The sequence below is a fragment of the Acidobacteriota bacterium genome, assembly GCA_022340665.1.
Lineage (GTDB): Bacteria > Acidobacteriota > Thermoanaerobaculia > Thermoanaerobaculales > Sulfomarinibacteraceae > Sulfomarinibacter.
Map to the genome: position 1 here is coordinate 42353 of JAJDNM010000027.1, position 19204 is coordinate 61556.

General features: G+C 61.7%; 14 protein-coding genes. 3 read left to right on the top strand and 11 right to left on the bottom strand.

The genetic code is table 11. From position 1 onward, the window contains the following. Positions 1–86: 86 nt before the first annotated feature. From LJE93_03845 to LJE93_03865, 5 genes are all read right to left on the bottom strand, one after another. Complete coding sequence (locus LJE93_03845) at positions 87–2255, bottom strand: TonB-dependent receptor (protein MCG6948034.1); 2169 nt, start codon at positions 2253–2255, stop codon at positions 87–89. A 158-nt stretch (positions 2256–2413) separates the two neighbouring features. Then, positions 2414–3649, bottom strand: coding sequence for a glycosyltransferase family 2 protein (locus LJE93_03850; GenBank protein MCG6948035.1), 1236 nt, complete (start codon positions 3647–3649; stop codon positions 2414–2416). Beyond that, positions 3646–4923 carry a glycosyltransferase gene (locus tag LJE93_03855; protein ID MCG6948036.1) on the bottom strand — a complete coding sequence of 426 codons (1278 nt, stop codon included), beginning with the start codon at positions 4921–4923 and terminating at the stop codon, positions 3646–3648. Before LJE93_03855 ends, LJE93_03850 begins: the two co-directional genes overlap by 4 nt. Beyond that, positions 4920–6725, bottom strand: coding sequence for a PIG-L family deacetylase (locus tag LJE93_03860; protein ID MCG6948037.1), 1806 nt, complete (start codon positions 6723–6725; stop codon positions 4920–4922). Before LJE93_03860 ends, LJE93_03855 begins: the two co-directional genes overlap by 4 nt. 282 nt (positions 6726–7007) lie before the next feature. After that, entirely contained in the window at positions 7008–8930 is a 1923-nt protein-coding gene (locus tag LJE93_03865) for a peptide MFS transporter (GenBank protein MCG6948038.1), read from the bottom strand. A 312-nt stretch (positions 8931–9242) separates the two neighbouring features. Between LJE93_03865 and LJE93_03870 the strand changes: the two genes are divergently transcribed. After that, entirely contained in the window at positions 9243–9944 is a 702-nt protein-coding gene (locus tag LJE93_03870) for a DUF308 domain-containing protein (protein ID MCG6948039.1), read from the top strand. Between the two features lie 178 nt (positions 9945–10122). Then, the gene (locus tag LJE93_03875; GenBank protein ID MCG6948040.1) at positions 10123–11796 is read left to right on the top strand and encodes a L,D-transpeptidase family protein; all 1674 of its coding nucleotides are present in this window, start codon (positions 10123–10125) and stop codon (positions 11794–11796) included. Between the two features lie 16 nt (positions 11797–11812). Here the strand turns inward: LJE93_03875 and LJE93_03880 are convergent, their stop codons facing one another. The 3 genes from LJE93_03880 to LJE93_03890 all read right to left on the bottom strand — a co-directional run bounded on the left by LJE93_03880 (position 11813) and on the right by LJE93_03890 (position 14391). After that, positions 11813–12472, bottom strand: a complete 660-nt coding sequence (locus LJE93_03880; protein MCG6948041.1) for a murein L,D-transpeptidase catalytic domain family protein — start codon at positions 12470–12472, stop codon at positions 11813–11815. Between the two features lie 127 nt (positions 12473–12599). After that, the gene (locus LJE93_03885) at positions 12600–13112 is read right to left on the bottom strand and encodes an ankyrin repeat domain-containing protein (protein ID MCG6948042.1); all 513 of its coding nucleotides are present in this window, start codon (positions 13110–13112) and stop codon (positions 12600–12602) included. Positions 13113–13314: 202 nt separating this feature from the next. Continuing rightward, complete coding sequence (locus LJE93_03890) at positions 13315–14391, bottom strand: ketoacyl-ACP synthase III (protein MCG6948043.1); 1077 nt, start codon at positions 14389–14391, stop codon at positions 13315–13317. 269 nt (positions 14392–14660) lie between these two features. On the opposite strand from LJE93_03890, the gene LJE93_03895 reads away from it, so the two are divergent. Beyond that, complete coding sequence (locus tag LJE93_03895) at positions 14661–16400, top strand: O-antigen ligase family protein (protein MCG6948044.1); 1740 nt, start codon at positions 14661–14663, stop codon at positions 16398–16400. Positions 16401–16599: 199 nt separating this feature from the next. Here the strand turns inward: LJE93_03895 and LJE93_03900 are convergent, their stop codons facing one another. From LJE93_03900 to LJE93_03910, 3 genes are all read right to left on the bottom strand, one after another. Continuing rightward, on the bottom strand, positions 16600–17439 hold the full coding sequence (locus LJE93_03900) for a hypothetical protein (protein ID MCG6948045.1): 840 nt from the start codon (positions 17437–17439) through the stop codon (positions 16600–16602). Between the two features lie 31 nt (positions 17440–17470). Continuing rightward, entirely contained in the window at positions 17471–18817 is a 1347-nt protein-coding gene (locus LJE93_03905) for a 4Fe-4S dicluster domain-containing protein (GenBank protein ID MCG6948046.1), read from the bottom strand. A 69-nt stretch (positions 18818–18886) separates the two neighbouring features. Beyond that, entirely contained in the window at positions 18887–19114 is a 228-nt protein-coding gene (locus LJE93_03910) for a hypothetical protein (GenBank protein ID MCG6948047.1), read from the bottom strand. Between the last annotated feature and the right edge of the window lie 90 nt (positions 19115–19204).

Below are 19204 nucleotides of genomic sequence, written 5' to 3' on the forward strand. Positions count from 1 at the left end.
ATCGAGGATCGAGGAACGAGCATCCAGTATCCAAAAAGGAATGCCCCCTCGGGCGGGGGCACTCCCAATTCCGAATTCCGAATTCTTCAGAAACGGTATCTCGCCGTGACCCGGAAGTTCCTCCCCGGCTCCGGCCGGTTGTTGAAGGGCTCGTTGTAGAGCTTGTCGGTGATGTTCTCCACCGACGCGATAAAACCGAGACCGAAGTCGAAATCGAAGCCGCCGCGCAGATCGTAGACCGTGAATCCGACGGTCCCGGTATCGAAGAACGGGTCGTCTTCCGGAAGATCGGTCTGTCGATCGAGGAAGCGGAGGTTGGCTTCGGTCCACCAGGCGCTTCGCTGGTACCGCAATCCGAGAAGAACCTTGAGTGGCGGAATTGTCGACAACGGTTCGCCGGTCGATTCGTTGTCTCCCTCCATGTAGGCAATGGAACCGAACGCCGTCCACCAGTTGGCGAAGATCGCCTCGAGGTCGAACTCAACACCCTTGATGGTCGCTTTGGCGATGTTGGCGAATTCCGCACACTGAATCCCCGGAGGAGCTGGAGGAGAGGCACAAATCGGGTCGTCGAGATCGAGGAACTCGAGGGTGATGAAATCCGAGAGATCGTTGTAGAACAAGTGAAGTCCTCCACTGTATCGCTCGTACCGCACCTTGGTGCCGATCTCGTAGTTCCAGGAGCTCTCCGAGCTCAGGCCGGGGTTTTGGAGAATATAGGCCTCCCCGTTAGTGGCGAGCCCGAAGTACGACCGCTCCTGGAGGTTAGGCGTCCGAAATCCACGCGCCACCAAGGCGTTGAGATTGACGTGGTCGGTGACGCTCCAGGTGACCCCAAGGTTGCCCGAGACCGCGGAATCGGTCTCGTCAAACGGCTCACCCAGATAATCCGGATCGTCCTCGCTGACAAAGCTGAAAGTGTCGCCGCGGAGACCGAGCTGGAGAGTCACCGAATCGCTAAGCGACCAGCCGTCCTGGATGTAGACACCCAAACCCGTCTGCTCGCTCCTCGGAACCGCCACCTCGGTGCTCGGTGGCAGACAGGACGGTCCGAAACATGTCTCATCGAGCGTGGTGTCGTCAACGTTGTCGATGTAGAGATCGATGCCGAAGGTGAGGTGGTGGCGGCCGACATGAGCGATCGACTGTGCGTTGAACCCGAACGAGTTGATCTCCGACTGCGTAAAGCTGTCGGAGAAAAATCCGGGGAAATCGAAGATACTCGCGCTCTCCTTGTTGACGGCCTGATAGTAGGTGCTCAGCGAAATGTCGGACAGGCCCCACACCGGCCCCGCGCTCCACGAAACGCCTATCTTGTCGCGGTCGAAGTTGGGAAAGGTGAACTCGATACCGTTGGTGTCGAGCGAAAAGCCCGGGAATCCGACGTCTTTCGTGCGAACGACCTCGGCATCGATTCGCAGCACCCCCTGCTGACCGGTCATGAATTTGAGTCCTCCGTTGAAGTTGGTCTGCTCCATGCCGCTGTTGGGGACCGAGTTGTCCGCGCGGACGTATGGCGCATATCGCTCGTCCTGGGACGCTCCGTCGGCGGCGGTGTACTCGTCGACCTTTTCATATGTAGCACCGGCATAGAACGAGAACCCTTGTCCGGTGCCCGTGACCGAAGCCCTGCCGAGCTGCGAGTCCGAGATCGTGCCGTACTCGAAAGCCGCTTCACCGCTTACCTTGAAATCCTGTGCCCCAAGGTTGGGCTGGCGAGTGATGATGTTGACGACACCGCCGATGGCATCGGAGCCGTACTGAACCGAGGCCGGTCCCCGCAGAACCTCGATGCGCTCGACCTCGGCGAGGTTGACCAGAGCCGGCTGGATGCCGGCAAAGGTCGTCGACTCGCGGGAGTTGTTCAGCCTCTGGCCGTCGACCAGGATGAGCACCCGATTCGAGCTCAGACCGCGGATGACCGGGAGACCGCGGAATGGTCCCTCACCATCAATTTCCACGCCCGGCACCATTTTGAAGAGATCCGCCATCTTTTCGGGTTGGATCTTTTCGATCGTCTCACGGTCGAAGACCGTAATCGGCGCGGGTGCGTCGCCAGACGCCTGCTCCTGTCGGCCGGGGGTTACGACGATCTGGTCCCTGAAGACCCGGCCCTCCTCGGTCGCCTCTTCATCCTCGGTGCCCTGGACCGCCTCGTTCGGCGGATTCTCCGGTTCATCCTGCCGGGCGGCTGCCGGCATCGTTACCGCAACGAGAAAAAAGATCGACAGGACGTTGGCAAGCGCTCTGATCATGGGGAAAACCTCCTTCAACCACTCGGGCATCCTTGCTCGAAAAACTCGAGTCTTCGGATGGTACGTAAAGTGAGACGGTTTGTGGGAACCCGGGATCGAGGTTTTACCCCCAGGTGACAGTTCACCCACACATGACGTAAAAAACGGGCTTTTGGCGGTCAGGTGCGCAGGATTTCGTCGAGCCTCAGGTGTTGCAAGGGCCAGGCAGCAGGCAGCATTTCGCGGAACGCGTCGGACGCGAACCACTCGTCATCGCCGGGATAGGTGGGCACCACGAGGCGCGGGAACCTGGCCACAATCTCGCGATCGGGAACGACCCGGGCCTCCTGGATCTCCCTGCGCCGCCCCCCGGCGTCGTCGAGGTTCGAGAAGAAGCCCGATGCGGCGCGCAGCTGCATCAGGATATGGCCGTCTTCAAGGGTCGGCGCCCCGACCCGCGGTCCCAACAGCACTCTCGCCAGGGCATGGCGAGCCGAGCCGACGATGCCGTTGTCACGGATGCGGCCGCGCCAGCGCTCACCGCGAGACATCGGCTGGGGGCCATTGCCGAACGGATCGGCCGCATGCCGCGCCATCTCCGGATCGGCCTCCAGGTAAGCCGTCAGCCGGTGCAGGTAGGTCGCCCAGACGGCCTCGCCGAAAGCTTTACGGTGCTCGTCATCGGCGCACACGAAGAACGTGCGCAGTGCATTTCGCTCGAACAGCACGCCGCGCTTGAAGTCGCCGAGGCTGGCCGAGGTCGCGGCTCCGCGGTGACGTGCGACCGCGTCCGGTGCGGCAACCACCTCTCGGCCACGGGCCCAGAGGCGCCAACCGAGGTCGACGTCCTCGAAGTAGGCGAAGAGCTTCTGATCGAAACCGCCGCTCGACTCCCAATCGTCGCGCCGGATCGCCATGTTCCCGCCGCAGGCAAACGGCAAGGACTCACCCGGGGCGGGTGGCTCGACCTCGGTCAGCTCGCACCCCTGACCGAGCTGGAAGGCGTGGCAGTCGAAGGTCACTCCGCCACGAACGAAATCGTGACGATCGCCATCCCAATTCGTGAGGCGCCCGGCGCTGGCGGCAGCCTGCGGGTTGGAGCCAAGGGCTTCGAGGTGAGCGTCGAGCAGGTTTTCCTCCGCCGCTGCGTCGTCGTTGAGAAGAACCAGGACATCGGCGCCCGCTGCTTCGACCCCGAGGTGAACGCCGCCGGCAAAGCCGAGGTTTTCCTCGGCCCGGACGACGGTAATCCAGGGCCATCGCTCGAGCGCGGCGTCGCCACAACGGTCGCCAGAACCGTTGTCGACGAGGATCACCTCGACGTCTGATCGATCGGCGTAAGCGGTGAGCGAGGCAAGGCTGTCCTCGAGGTGGTGAAACCCGGCGTGAGCAACAACGATCACCGCCGTTTTCATCGCGAACCTCGCTTCCGGCGCAGAGCACGCTGGAGCTTCTGGAGCAGGGGCTCATCGCCGGCAACCTGCCCGGGCGCGAGCTCGGAAAACCGTTCGCGATGCCCGTCGCGCCACGGATTGTCCGCGAATTCGAGTAGTGGCTTCGCAACCAGGCTCCACCTTCGATCGGCAGCCCATTTCCGACCGGCATCGGCTGCAGATTCCCTTTGCTGCGGATTGTCGAGCAGGGTTGCGACGGCAGCAGCCACAGCCGCTGGCGCGCCCTCCGGCACCACCTCTCCGGCCCCCGACTCCGCCACCACCCGCGCCATCGTTCCGCCCTCCGTTACCACGGTCGGCAGACCGAGCCATAGCAGATCCACGAGACGCGTACGAAGGCTGAGGTCGGTCTCGAGGCCCGCCCGATGGGTCACCACAGCGACATCCGCCGCCTGGGCCACCTCGAAGCGACGATCGTACGGCCGCCACTGCTCGAATCGGACGGAGGACCCGAGCCAACCGCGTCGTTCCGCCTCGCGCCGGATGCGCCCCGCTACTGTGAGAGGCGTCAGGTCGGGATGGGGGTGTTCGACGAACACCAGTACCGTCCGCGGGTCGCGCTCGAGAAGTGCCGGCATCGCGTCGAGCACGGTCAACGGGTCATACCAGTCGTAGATGCCGCCGAAGTAGAGCACCGGTGCATCGATGTCGACTCCGGGCAATACGTCGGCTCTCTCGGGCTTTGCCGGCAGTTCGGCCTCCGGCACACCAAACGGAAGCTCGACGATCAGTCTCCGCAGCTTGGGGTCATCCTCGAGACTCAGTGGATTCACCCTGCCGAGGGCGCTCAACCAACCGAGGTAGTACAGGCGTTGTTCTTCCGACGAGCAAAGGAAAAAATCTCCCCGTCCCATCTGCAGTCGCCACGTATCGTGATCGGTTGAGAAAGGTGTGAGTCCGAGATCTCGGTGGTAATGGAGATTCTCCACCAGGAACGGGTCGTAGAGATCGACCACCAGCGGCAGGTCGTCCCGTTGAGAGAGATAGCTGTTTCCGAGGTGCGCGTGGAGCAACACCCAGTCGTGATCGTCCGCCTGCGAGCCCAATCGCGTCGGCTCGGCGCGGATCACATCAACCCCGTCGAACCGAGGTGCCTCGTCCGTGTCGTTCGGAATCGCCAACGTCACGCCGTGCCCGGCATCCGCGAGGACCCTTGCAAGAGTCGCGAATCTCGTACCGACGCCGGCGGTGACGGCTCGCACCGGCTCGGGGCAGATCAGGAAGGCGCGGCTCATCGTCCCTGCGATCGGCCGAGGAGCCGGCTCACAAACTCCTTGAGCCTCCACGTCCTCGAGTTGGTGATCATCTCGAGAACCGCGTTCAGGTGCTCGACCTCGGACTTGAAGGTGTCCCGGGCTGCTTCGAGCTCGGCACAGCGATCCTTCAACTCGCGGCTCTCGACAACCAGAGGTTCGACCTCGGACCGAACCCGACGAATTTCGGCAGTCAGGCCGTTGTTGGCTCCACGTGCCTCCACCAGCTGCTCGTCGCGGACGCGCGCCCGCTCGGACGCACGGTCTCGGGCTTCCACTAACGACATCACCGCCGCCGCCAGCTTGGTGCGGTTTTCGAGGAGCCCGTGCCGATCCCAGATTGTTTCGAGCGCCTCGAGCTGACCCGGCGATCCGGGAGGATTCGCGCCGGTGATACCGCCAGCGCCCTCGATCACACGGTACTCGCACGTGACCTTGGGAATGTAGACTGGCGACGTACTCTCTGCCACGCTCAGCAGTAGGTCCCAGTCCTCGTACATGTCGAGCTCCGGGTCGAAGCCCCCGACCTCGAGGGCGAGCTTCCGCGGGATCGCGACGCACGGCAGCGGAATGTGATTGACCAATGCGAAGCGGGAGCGATCGAACTCGCCGCCAAAGGTTCGATGGCGCGAGACCTGGACCAGGTCACCGGCGTCGTCCATTCGCCAGACGCCCTGCACCGCATCGACATATGGAACAGACAGGCCACGAGCCACCGCTTTGCCGAGCGCCAGCAGGTGGTCGGGATACATCAGATCGTCATCGTCGAGGAACACCACATGCGTCGATTCCGCTCGTTGGAGCCCGGCCTGAGCGGCGGCGGATCGTCCCCGAGACGCCTCGAACTCGATCGCTTCGAGGTTCAGCCTCCCTTCGAACTGGGAGCACAGAGAGGCTATCGGCTCCCCGCCATCGTTGACGACAATCACCCTGTTGGCTGGGTGGAGCTGGGCGGCAATCGAATCGAGGGCTTCTCGAAGGAGATGGGGGCGGTTCTTCGTGCGCACGACCACGTCGATCGCCGCAGCTTCCGCAGATTCTTCGAGGCCCGAGCTCGGCCCTTGCGCGGCCGCCCACTCGGCGATCGAGTGGGTGCGGACGTAGCGCGGGTCCACGACGTGGTAGGCCTCCGCCCGTCTCACTCCGTCTGGAAGGGTTAGGCGCCTCGAGCGCGCGATTCCATCCATCACCTCGATATAGGGATGCACTTCGAGTTGCGAGGCGTACGCCTCCGCAGCCGAAAGAACGGTGTCCCACTCGGCGCTGACGTCAATCAGGAGATTGGGTCGCATCACCGCAGACACCTCGTAGGCGGCCAGGATCGTCGACTGAAGGGCCTCACCGGCCTCGCTGTCCCGCGGGATCGACTGCAGGAGACCGTAGACGAGCAGGGCCAGCGCCCGATGATCCGGGTGAATCTCGGCCGGCGAAGGAGCGAGGATCAGCGCCGGCGACATCTCGCTCAACAACGAGAGCAACCGATCGGCGAGAAGCGCATCGTCGGGCCGAATCGACCGGTCCGCAAGTCCCCAGAACTCGGGCTCGCTGAGACCGAGACGACGGGCCGCCTCGAGCGCCTCCTCCCGGCGGACGGTCGGATCGCCCTGCGCAGCGCCATCAGTGAGGATCACCAAACGAACATCGGCACCCGCCGCGACAGACTGCACGATCGCACCGCCGCATCCGAACACCTCGTCGTCGGCGTGCGGCGCCAAGACCAACACCGGCGATCCGTCGAGTCGGCCGGGCGCGTAAGGAATCAGGTCCTCTTCGGACCGCATCATGGGGCCATGGTAGCTGATCCGCCATTGCCCGCGCCCAATCCTCGGTTTTCGATGCTGGACGCTGGATGCTCGATGCTCGATGCTCGATGTTGGATGTTTGTTTTTTTGATTTTTTCACTCGATGTTCGATTCAGTGAATTTTTGACCCACTTTGCAGAGTCGTGCAGGGACACGGGCAGGCAGATCGAGACTCAGGTATTGAGAATCGAGGATCGAAAAAGGCACGCCCCCACCGGGTGGGCGGGGGCATTCCTCATTCCGAATTCCGAATTCCGAATTCTCCTAGGCTCCGTACTGCTTGATCGCCGCATCGAGCTTCGGCAACAGCACGTATATGAACCCGGCAACGCAGAGGATGCCGGCGGCCAGAACCAGGAACATCATGGTCGACGGTTCGAGACCGCTGATGAACCCGGCCAGCTTGTTGCCGATCGAGGTCGCGAGGAACCAGCCGCCCATCATCAGGCCGACCAACCGCTTCGGAGACAGCTTGGTCACCAGGGAAAGACCCATCGGCGACAGGCAGAGTTCTCCGCACGTGATGACCAGGTAATAGATGACCAACCACATCATCGACGTCTTGATCGCGCCGTCCTGACCTACGTATGCACCGAAGGCCATGATGAGGATTGAAATCGTCGTGATGACCATGCCGTAGAAGATCTTTCGCGCAGTCGAAACCTCTCGCCCACGTGCCGCAAGCATGCCGAAGAACCACACCACAACCGGCGTCAGCACAACCACGAAGACCGGATTGAGGAGTCCGGTGATCATCTCGGCGTTGACGAGACGCACGTACGAGCCGGGTTCAAGCGTCTCGGTCGACTCGTCCGTGAGCCGGTAGACGGAGTCGAACGTCTCCTGGCTCACCAGGATGACCGGCACATTCCTCCCGCCGAGTGCTCGCCCGAGCAGGACCTCCCTCGATTGGCTGGCGTTCTCGGGGCTGAGCGTGACGCTGGTGGTGGTCACGCCGTGTGCGTCTTTCGAAGTTGTGAGACTGACGTTCTGGTCACCGTACACCCCGCAGGACATGAACCGCTCGTCCTCGGGAAACTCGGACGGATCGAGCACCTGGACGTCGCGGCCCGACTTCTGTTCGAAGCTGCGAACCAGCGACTCGGTGAGGATCCGCGCACCGAACATCGACTCGGCATCGGCATCGACGACAACCAGCGTCTCCGGGTCCGGGCGCGGCATGTCCGGGGTCGCGTTGGCAAAGTACGACGGCATCGCTTTCTGGGCATAGAAGTCGGTCGCTCTCGGAATCCACTCGGCCTGGCGATCGGTGTCGTGCTCGGCAAACACCGTCATCAGACCGCCGCTGAGGTGCAGGACCATGAAAAACGCACCCCCCGCGACGTACACCGGGATGAGCGCGGCGAGCCCTGGTTTCTCTTCCGGAGCTGCCCTTTTGACGAGCAGGACGAAATAGGCAGCGATCGGCAGCATGCCGACCAGGAAGGCGAAGGTCACGCTACCGATGGTGTTGACGACAAACGGCAGATACTGGCCGACGAAATATCCGATTGCACCGAACGCCGCCGCGGGCAGCAGAATCATCATCACGATCTGCCGCATGCTGACATCGTCCTCGCTCGGTGCGGACCGCGGAGGATCGGCTGCGGCAAGGCCCTTCCACTTGAAAACCAGGGTGACGACCGAGATCAACAGACCGACCCCAGCGGCGGTGAATGCGAGGTTGAAGCTCCACAGATTCCGCAGCGGTGCCGCCAGCAGCGCCGAGGCGGAGGCACCGATGTTGATGCCCATGTAGAAGATATTGAATCCCGCATCGCGGCGCGGATCGCCCGGTTCGTAGAGATTGCCGACCATCGCCGAGATGTTCGGCTTGAACAGCCCGTTGCCGAGACACAGGAGGACGAGGCCCGAGTAAAAGGTCGGCATGCTCCGAATTCCGAGGGCGAAATAACCCGTCGCCATCAGGAGACCACCGATGAAAACGGATTTACGGAAGCCGAGGTACCGATCGGCAATCATCCCTCCGAGGAACGGCGTGAAATAGACGAAAGCCAGGTACGTGCCATAAATCTCACCCGCAGAGGCGTTCGACATCCCGAGTCCACCGCGCTCGGTGTCAATGATGTAGAGGTAGAGGATTCCGACGATCATGTAGAAACCGAGCCGTTCCCACATCTCGGTGAAGAACAGCGCTTTCAGGCCCTTTGGATGCCCAGAACTCATGTATGTCTCCCGGGAAGTCGATCTCGCGCCATCGTTCGCTCACGATGAAGCCCGGCGATCGTACCTCATCCCTGCACCTGCACCAACTCGATTTTCGTTCCCGGCCCTCGTGACATTTGACACCTCGCCACCCGCGGCCGACCGGACACCTGCCGACAAAACCGCGTCGGATTCCACTCTTCGAGCCGTCGATCGTCAAGCCGCGGCTTGACGAATGTCGAAAACACCAATAGCTTTTCCGGGACATCAGCGAGGAGAATCCAGGAGCTGACGCGAGCCCCGGCTCGCGTCCCAACACAAGGAGGAGGATTCATGGGCGAAGACACGTGGACGCACGAAGCGAAGTCGAACGCAGGTTGGCTGATTTTCTTGGGATTCCTGACCGCCATACTCGGCGTGCTGGCAATGGTCGCGCCGACCATCACCGGCGTGGCGGTGACCCTTCTGGTCGGCGTGCTGCTGACGATTGCCGGAATCTCGAGGATCATCCATGCGTTCAAATCAGGGAACTGGGGCACGGGCATCTGGGGGACCCTCATCGGCCTCCTCGGCGTCGTCGCCGGCCTGATCATGATCTTCAGGCCGGGCGTCGGACTCGCCTCGATCACGATGCTGATCGGGGTCTACTTCCTCATCGACGGCATCTCGGAAATCATTGCCTCGTTCAAGATGAAGCCGATCGATGGCTGGGGGTGGCTGCTCTTCGGCGGAATCGTCGCCCTGCTGCTGAGCATTCTGATCTTCATCGAGTGGCCGGTTTCCGGCGTATGGGCGGTCGGCGTACTGGTGGGCATCCACATTCTCATCGCTGGCGTCACCATGATCGTCTTCGGCTTTGGCGCGCGACGCGTCGCCGACACCATCGAGGACGCGGTCGAAAAGGCCGGCGACCTGGTTGAGGACGCTTATGACAAGACCAAGGAAGTTGCCGGCGACGTCGCAGAGGCAACTGGAGACGCTGTGGATAACGTCGTTGACAAGACCAAAGAGATCTTCGACAAAGACGACGACTAGCCGAGCAACGAGTCCGGTCGCAGACCTCTGATTGTGAGCCTGGCATCGCGCCAGGCAGTAATGGTGAAATCGATCAGCCGGCCGCAGCACGTGCTGCGGCCAGCCTCCTTTTCACAATCCAGGCCGTATGGGCCGCAAACCGAGTGATCGCGGAATCACTCGTGTAGAATCTCCGGCCATGAAAATCACGCGAATCACCTCGGCCGCCATCGCTTTCTCTATCATCATCGTGCTCTCCAACCCGATTTCCGCCCCGGGCCAGACAGCCGATCGAGACGCTCTCCGGGATCGCATCGAAGCCCTCTCGTCCACCCGTGGACCGACGGTGGCAGGCGCCCCCATCGCGGCAATGCCACTGATCTCGGCTATTTACGAATTGCGAGCATACGAGCCGGCGTGGAAGGATCCGAAGATGGTCGAGGAGCTTCTCGATCAAGTCGAGGGTTCGGCCTATCACGGACTCAACCCGAGCGACTTTCACGTCCGCCAGATCCGTGAAAGTCTTGAAGCGGGGGCCCGGAACAGGGACGCGAACTCTCGAGCCGACACCGAGATCCTCTGCACCGACGCCCTGGCCAGGCTGGGCGTCACGCTCAAATTCGGCAAGCTCGACGCGAAAAGGCTCGACCCGGCCTGGAATTTCGACCGCGAGATCGAATTCGAAGACCCCGTCAAGGTATTCAACGACGCCTTGAACAGCAAGAGGATCTCGGCAGCTCTCGAGAACGTGGATCCGGACACGGAATTCTACGATCGTCTCCGCCGGGCGCTCGTCAGGTATCGAGATATCGAGCAAAAGGGCGGATGGCCGACTGTTTCTGAAGGCCCGGGGCTCAAGTTGGGGGCGAAAGACGAACGGGTGATTTCGCTCAGGAAACGCCTCCGAATGACTGCGGATCTCAAGGGTGCGGAGCCGGCTGATCCGAACGTCTTTGACGATCACCTGGAAGCCGCAGTCAAGCACTTCCAGACGAGGCACGGCATCGACGCCGACGGCAAAGTCGGACCCCGCACTCTCGAGGAGCTGAACACCACGGTTGATGCGCGGATCGATCAAATTCGAGCGACCCTCGAGCGATTCCGATGGGTCTTCCGTGAACTTCCGGAGGATTACGTCATCGTCGACATCGCGGGCTACAACGCTCACCTGGTCAGGCACGAAAGAACAATCTGGAGCACGCGCGTCCAGGTTGGAAAGCCCTACCACATGACTCCGGTGTTCAGAGACACGATGCAGTACATCGACTTCAATCCAACCTGGACGATCCCTCCCGGAATTCTGCGCAACGAGACCCTGCCCAGGGTGCGCAAGGATCCGGAATACCTCAGCCGCAACAACATGAGCGTGGTCACTCATTCGGGCGAGATCATCGATCCGTCAACCGTCGACTGGGCGGCGACGGCCTCCGGGAAATTCCCGTACATGATCCGTCAGGAACCAGGTCCCGACAATGCGCTCGGCCGGGTCAAGTTCATGTTTCCCAACCAGTACATGGTTTACCTGCACGACACCCCGAGCAAAGGGCTCTTCGCGCGCACCGAACGCGCCTTCAGCCACGGCTGCATCCGTACGCAGAACCCGTTCGAGCTCGCGACTCTGCTGCTCGAGGACCAGGGATGGGACCGAGCGCGGGTCGACGAGGTGGTGGATTCGCTGGAGAACACGAGGGTCGATCTCGAGAAACCGATCGCCGTCCTGCTGCTCTACTGGACCGCCGAGGCCGACGCCGACGGGACCGTTCAATTTCGCAGGGACGTTTACAACCGCGACGCACCGATCATCGAGGGCCTCGACCAGCCTTTCCGGGTCGACCCACCGGAGGGCCTGCGCGAAGCGATTGAAAAAAGCTGATCCACAGCGTCCGGGTTCACTCGTCGTCGAGGAACTCGGACTCTCCGAGCCACTCGTCGTGCGGGTAGTAGATCCAAAGCACCGACCCGTCCTTGATGGCGTCGATGAGAATTCTCGAGATCGCAGGCCGGACTGCAGGGCATCCCCAACTTCGACCGACAAGGCGGTCATCGGCACGACCCTCGGACACGTAGGAGGCGCCGTGGATCACGATCAGACGCTCCCGGGCGTTGTCATTGATACCCTTCTCGAGGCCATCGAGCCGGAGCGAGTAGCCGTGGCGACCGTAATAGGTCTCGGCGGTCACGAACAGACCGAGGCTCGATTTGAGAGTGCCTTTCTCGTTGGAAAAGGTCAGGGCCTCCTCCATCGTGCCGCCCGACCCCCTCGGTTTGCCCATGCCGTGCGCCACCCACTCCTGGTACAGCACGCGGCCCGCGTTCATGTCGATCACCCACAACCTCTGTTGATAGGAGGGGAGCTCGTAGTCGATGATCGTCAGGATTTCCCGACGGACGTGACCGCCTTCCTGCGCCTGTTCGTAGGCCCCCAGCGCCAACTCGAGCACCTCGGGACGGAGGTTGCCCGCGTGCTCGAGAATGGATTTCGGCTCGATAGCCGCAACTGGGGCGCTCATCAAAACGCAGATCGTGAGCATCAGAGAGGTTCTCATCATCGCCCGGCCACGAATTGTAGCTCACACATTTCTCACCCAGAGAACCAGATTCCCGCTCGGGCACGCGCCCGACGGACCGTTATTTTCGCTCGGTTCTGGCCGGACCCTTCCCGCCAACCGGTTGCCATCAGTCGTCGTCAGGTGACATCTCGAGCAGCTCTACGACTTCGGTGTGACCATTCCTCTTGGCGAAGGACAAAGCGGTGTCGCCATCTTGGTCTTCGAGATTCCGATCCGCGCCGTGGACCAGGAGAAGGCGCACGATGTCCAGGAGACCTTCCGCCGCCGCGGTCATCAAAGGCGTGAAACCTTCCAGAGTGCCCTGGACGTTCACGCCGGCTCCCTGTTGCAAAAGGAGTTCGACCGTCTCTGCAAAGGGTCCGCTCGAGGCATACATTAGCGCCGTCCGGCCGTTGCCGTCTTTGGCGTCAATCGCGGCACCCGCGTCGAGGAGAAATTCGACCACCGGGAAATGCCCGTTGAACGAGGCGAACATCAGTGGCGTGCGCCTCTCGGCGTCGATCGCGTCGACTGATGTTCCGTCCGCCACAAGCCGTCGTACAGTGTCCAGTTCTCCGACGTATGCGGCCTCCATGAGGGTCTGCTCCTCCGGAGTCAGCTGTACCGGAGCCTGTGCCACGAGGGGAGTGCACATACTCCACAGCACTACAAAAAAACCGGCTATGGATTTCATGACCCCTACCTTAACCCGAATATCACACCCGCTTTAGTCGCCTGGCTGGGAAAATGGTGGAAACGTGGTGTCTGCATCCTGAGGCGCGGGCGAGTCACAACCCTCGCAGATCGCCCGTGACTCATGACGTCCGGCTTGATACCGGACTTCACACCCAGCGGTAGACCACCGAGTTGATGTTCATGCCGGCTCCGACTGATGCCAGGACCACGGCATCGCCCGGATCAACCCGCTGACCATCCATTTCTCCGCGTGCCACCATATCGACCAGCGTCGGCACGGTCGCAACCGACGAGTTGCCCAACCACGATATGCTCATCGGCATGATCCCCTCGGGGATCTCTCTGACCTCGTAGAGCTTGAACAGGCGCTTGAGGATCGCGTCGTCCATCTTGGCGTTCGCCTGATGAAGAAAGACCTTTTTGACATTTTCCAGGCTCAACCCAGCGCGGTCGAGACTCTTCTTGACCACCCCCGGCACATTGGAAAGGGCGTAGTTGTAGAGCTTGCGGCCATACATCTTGAGGTAGAGGGTCTCGTCTGCGTTACTACGATCGTACGACTCCCCCATCCACAGCAGGCGCGCGTGATCGATCGTGTCCGAGCGCGCCGCGTGAGCGAGAATGCCAATTTCATTTTCCGTCTCGTGGACCTCGAGCACCGTCGCCCCGGCGCCATCCGAATAGATCATGCTGTCTCGATCGTGGGGATCGGAAATGCGGGACAGGGTTTCCCCACCGATCACCAAGGCACGAGATGCGTCACCCGATCTCAGAAAATAGTCCGCTTGAATGACGCCTTGAACCCAGCCGGGACACCCGAAGGGCAGATCGTAGGCGATGCACTCGGGGTTGGCGATCCCGAGATGCTGCTTGACCCGCGCGGCCAGACTGGGACAGAAGTCGCAGCGACGGTTGGCTGCAAGGACATCACCGAAATTGTGGGCAAAAATGATGTAATCCAGAGACTCGGGATCGATCCCGGCGGCTTGAATCGCCTTCTCGGAAGCCAGAGTACCGAGGTCCGAAGCGACTTGATCGTCCTCCGCATATCGGCGCTCGGCTATCTCCGTGATCTCCTCGAATTTTTCGACTGTCCTGTTATTGTCAGCCCTGTCGATCGGCTGGTCGTAATCGATGAAGAATCGGTTGTCGAGGAACTCGTCGTTGCTCACCCGTCTTTGCGGAATGTAGCTCCCCGTTCCCGCGATCACTGTTCGGCGCATCTTTCCTCCCCGCCTGCCGCCCCCGCTCGATCCACTCGGTCAACGCGGGCCACAGCAGGGCGACAGCGTACCGTTTTCAGCGCCGGCGTCAATGGCACATGGCATCCTTCATCGTCGCCACCTCGATGACACCAACCGAAACCATCGTCATTCACATTCCGTTTCCCATCGACTCGGGTGCGGATACTGTCACCGCTAACCCCGGGCCGAACCGTTCTCGGGAAAGACCTTTGGCAGAGCGTTCCAGCCGACCCTGATAGGATTCGGCCGTGGCGCGAGAAAAGACTCCAGCACCAAAACCATCGCACTGGCCGATCAAGGTTGCGGCGATCGGTTTCTTCCTGGCCGAGATCGCCGTCCTCCGAGGAGCGGCAAGCCCATTCCGTCTCCCCAAGGACGCGATCGTGTTGGCGACCCTGGTCATCACCTGCGCGATCGCGGTCTGGGCTGCATCGCGGCGCAGAACCATAACCCTCCCGACAGGGCGGATCGCGGGCATTTTCGCGGCTCTCCCGATCCTGCAAGCGATTTCCGCCTTGTGGAGCGCGAGCCCACTGAGGGCCCTTGAATCTGCAGCGTTCACGGCGATTTGGGTCGTTGGACTGTTCTGGGCTACAACGATTGGGTCCGATGGGAGAAGCAAGCTCGCGATGGTCGCCGCCAGCGGCGTCATCGTCTCCGCGGCTGTCATGATGCTCCAGATCGGTGGCGTCCACGTGTTTCGGCTCGCAGGAGAGTCGGCGAAAGGCAGGGTAAGCAACACGGGACTCACCGGAAACCCGTCGGATCTCGCCATGGCCGCTGTCCTCCTCCTGCCCCTCATTCTCGCCGGATGGGAGAAGCCGTCACGTTCGTGGCTTCGGGCTGCCTTCGCGTTGATTCTTGCGATGGCGACGCTGCTCACCAGGAGCCTGTCAGGAATCGCGGCTCTGGTTCTTCTGGTCTTTGTGTGGCTGTACCAACAGAGGTCGAAACGGTTGTGGATCTCGGCGACCGCCATCCTCACCGCCCTGCTGATCCTGGCACTTGCGACCGGCCTCGGCAGTCGTATCACCGAGGTTGTCTATCAAATCAGAACAGGCAAGTGGTACGAGCTCTTTTCAGCCCGTGGAGACGGCTGGACTGCCGCCGCCGAAATGGTGCGAGCACGTCCGCTCACAGGCGTCGGCGCAGCCAACTACGACCACCTCTACTATCCGAGCCGTCTGAGCTGGTTCGACCGCCACGGGGGGGTCGGCAAACGCGGGCAACTCGCTTCCCACTTCAGCTGGGCTCACAGCGACCCGCTGCAGCTCACAGCGGAACTCGGTGTGGTTGGTCTGATCTGGCTTCTTTTCCTGGCGGCCGTCCTGGTCAAACAGCGCGAACGGGCGGGTCCGGCGCTCGCTTTGGGAGCGGCCGCCCTTACTCCGCTCGCCCTCCTGCACTATCCGACGCACCTTGCGGTCGGTCTCGTACCCATCGCCCTCATTTCAGCAGAAGTCGTTGCCTCGATTGGGGCCGTACGGACGGTGGAGTGGCGGACGGGACGCATGCCGGCGGTAGCTGCGCTGAGTATCGTCGCGCTGGTAGTCTCAGGATGGCAAATCCAACGGGTGGCCGCTGATGTTTGGAAGGGAAGCCTCGAGTCCATCTTGGAGGCTTCCCGAACCGCTCCCTTGAACATTCGGACCCAGCGGTCTGCTGCAGTCGAGGCGTCCATTCTCGGGCGGATAGACCGCATGCCCCGCAACGCCCCCGAACTCTGGCGGACTGTCGGGCGGGCCAGGTACATGAGGAGCGACTACGCAGGTTCCGAAACAGCCTTTCGTGAAGCGTTCAAGGGTTGGCCGCACGAGGATGCGGATTTTTATCTCGGCCTTTCGCTCGTCGCCCAGGGACGGCGCAACGAGGGTATTCAACACCTCGCCCGCGTGTGCCGCACCAATCCGACGCTTGTCCGATTGATCCGAGATCGTGACCTGCGCCGCTCTGTGGAAGACGTACTCGAAGCCTATCGCGCACAGTGAGGAGTTTTCGTCCAATCCGAACGGGATCGGGAGTCAGGAGATCTGGGGAGGCAAATTCGAAATCCGAAATCCGAAACGTGCGGGCGGGCGGATGAACGAAGCCCCCCGGACAAGGGTACCGAGGGGCCAGCGGAAGGAAGGAGGAGCTTCCGCACTCGTTCTCTCATTTGCTGACAAGAATACTGAGGTTACGCGATGCTCACCTCGATTTCTGTGCTGCAATCCGATTTCGCTCGCATTGATCCTGGCTGACGAAGCTGTTCGGCCACTCGAATCGGCAGGCGTTGCGAATCATGTTGAATGACTCGACATCGAGCCCGGCGCCCGGTCCTGTCCGACCGCGCATTGCGTCCAATGCGGCCCGCTCCCGCGCAACGCAGTCGCCGTAGCCCTGCGATCCCGAGGCGTACTGCCTCCCGCAGGTCGAGCTGATGATCCGATCGGCGTCGATCGGATTGATCATCGCCGGAGTGGATTCGGCCGCATCGCGACGTGCGGCCGCGCCGATCTCCGTCCGTGCTTCCTCGAGCAGGCGGAGGGCCTGTTCGCAGAGCGTCCTCCCCTGCGAGAAGACCGGACGATCGCTCGCGATAGCCGATCTCAGGATCTCGAGAGCTGATAGAGCGGTATTCGCGCCCTGCTGCGCCTTCTCGTACGACTCCACATAGCGACCGTCTGGCACGACCGATTCGAGTTTGAACTGGGCGCTCTCGAGCCGCTGCCCGACTGATGCGACCTGCATGCGCCACTCGTCTCGGTAGAACAAAGACCCGTCTCGGGTTTCGTTGAAGAGAGCATACAGTGCACGGGTTTCAACCAGGCAGTCGTTGACTGCATCGTTCAGCTGATCCACCCCGGAGGCTGGGACCGATGTCTTGCGTGCCCGACCGATGGCATGGCGATCGATCACCACCGCCTCTCCGGCCGGACGGTTGAGCTTGATCGAACCCGCGACATCGCCCAGGCTCTGTTGAGCCTCAGACGAGGAGGCCGTCATCACGAATGCAGCCAGCAAGCTGACCAACAGTGACTTCCTCACGGGGCACCTCCAGAAATTATCGTAAGCTGGCTCATCTCTCGATTTTATCAATACTTGGGGGCCGCTTGCCGTAGAAAAGATCGTCGAGCCACAGCATGGTTCGCCGAGCGACGGCAGATCTCCCGACGAAAGTCCGGACCAGGTTGTGGGCAAAAGTGTCGGGGTGTGAGTACGGACAGACCCGCACACAGGTTGCACAATCAGTGCCGACGACATTCCAGTAACGAAAGCAGCTGTCGGCGTCGATCGCCCAGCGCAGCCCATCGTCGATCGGCGTTCGATCTCCGCTGGGAATTGCGCCCACCGGGCAGTTGGCGGCGCATTTTCTACAGATCAGACAGAACTCGATCAGCGACAGGTTATCGCCCGGGGTGTCAGCCACCAACGGCAGGTCGGTCGTCACAACGCCCAACCGAACCCTGGGGCCGAGCCGGGGAGTCATCAACAAACCCACGCGTCCGATCTCACCCAGGCCTGCATCGCGAGCGACCAGCGGTGCGATGACCCGATAGTTCCCGTCGATGTGGGCTCGGGCCGGATATCCGAGTCGACGAATCCAGCTCGCGAGGATCAGGGCGATCTTCGCACCCTCCACGTACTGCCTGGCCGACTCTTCGACAACCGGAGCCTCCGGTGCAAAAGAAACCCGGCTGTGATCCATCTCTACCGTGAACGCGACCGCCCACCGATGCTCCATTTCAATCTTCTCGCCGTATCCACCGGTCCCGCGACCGACGTGCGAATAGACGTGGTTTGGGCGCAGTTCGGCAACCCCAACGTCCACAGCGCCGTACGAGCGAGCGAGGTCCTTGATCTTTGTTGACCAGACCTCGGGAGATCGTTCGATCCTTCGGCGGGCGACCTCGCCGTCGACGTGCTCTCTCACCGCCTCCGTCAGATCGAAGCACGCCTCCGCGGCGGCGAAAGTCAGCGGTTCGGCGAGGCTGGCTTCCCTGGACAGGAGGCCGGGTAGTGACCGGGTGAGGTCATCGCCGGATTTGTTCTCCGGCCGCATCGCGTAGTACGACTGGTACTCGGGACTCCCCTCGCGCAGTCGGCCGCGGGAAAACAGAATGTCCCGCTCATCAACTCTCCGCGAAGGACATCCGCCCGGCGTCAGCCGCGCGCTCGAGGGCACGAGCAAAGCGACCGAGGCGACGACAAGCACCACAACCAAGAAGCCCGCTGCGACGGCAGGAATTGGGCTCGGCAACAGCGCTACGATCATCACCGAAATCGAGCACAGCAACGCGAGCAGGAGGGCAACCTTCGCGGCCCGTCGCTCGGACTCTCTGACAGATACCAGAGCGAATGCGGTGAAGCCAATCAGCGCCAGCGAGGCTGCTATCAACAGGAAAAGCGGGGCGACCTCATCCACCCTCCAACCCTACCAGAAGGGACCTCGTCGATACCGACGTTTCAGTTCGATTTTCCGATCGGCAGTTCTTCAGGAAGCGATCTCTTTTGCCGCGAGCTCCACCGCCTGGTAACGAATCCCGCTGTCCCCCGCGAACGGAAGAGTGTGGTCGTGATCATTGAACAGGATCTCGGCCGGAATCCCGCCTGGATACGCCTTGCAACGGGTACCGTCAGGGCTGCGATGGGCGCAGAAGGTACACTGACTGACCACCAGATCCCCCGGATTCCCGACAATCGTGAATTTCACTGGAGCCATTTACACCTCCTTGCGCCCAACGGTCTGTGCGGTGCCGTCGGGCCACCTGTCACCCGTCTGCAGGCGCAAGTTCGATGCCAGCTTTTATCG

Bases quoted from the DNA above. Each gene is read 5' to 3' on its own strand.
- LJE93_03845 (MCG6948034.1), bottom strand. From the start codon at position 2,255: ATGATCAGAGCGCTTGCCAACGTCCTGTCGATCTTTTTTCTCGTTGCG.
- LJE93_03850 (MCG6948035.1), bottom strand. From the start codon at position 3,649: ATGAAAACGGCGGTGATCGTTGTTGCTCACGCCGGGTTTCACCACCTC.
- LJE93_03855 (MCG6948036.1), bottom strand. From the start codon at position 4,923: ATGAGCCGCGCCTTCCTGATCTGCCCCGAGCCGGTGCGAGCCGTCACC.
- LJE93_03860 (MCG6948037.1), bottom strand. From the start codon at position 6,725: ATGATGCGGTCCGAAGAGGACCTGATTCCTTACGCGCCCGGCCGACTC.
- LJE93_03865 (MCG6948038.1), bottom strand. From the start codon at position 8,930: ATGAGTTCTGGGCATCCAAAGGGCCTGAAAGCGCTGTTCTTCACCGAG.
- LJE93_03870 (MCG6948039.1), top strand. From the start codon at position 9,243: ATGGGCGAAGACACGTGGACGCACGAAGCGAAGTCGAACGCAGGTTGG.
- LJE93_03875 (MCG6948040.1), top strand. From the start codon at position 10,123: ATGAAAATCACGCGAATCACCTCGGCCGCCATCGCTTTCTCTATCATC.
- LJE93_03880 (MCG6948041.1), bottom strand. From the start codon at position 12,472: ATGATGAGAACCTCTCTGATGCTCACGATCTGCGTTTTGATGAGCGCC.
- LJE93_03890 (MCG6948043.1), bottom strand. From the start codon at position 14,391: ATGCGCCGAACAGTGATCGCGGGAACGGGGAGCTACATTCCGCAAAGA.
- LJE93_03910 (MCG6948047.1), bottom strand. From the start codon at position 19,114: ATGGCTCCAGTGAAATTCACGATTGTCGGGAATCCGGGGGATCTGGTG.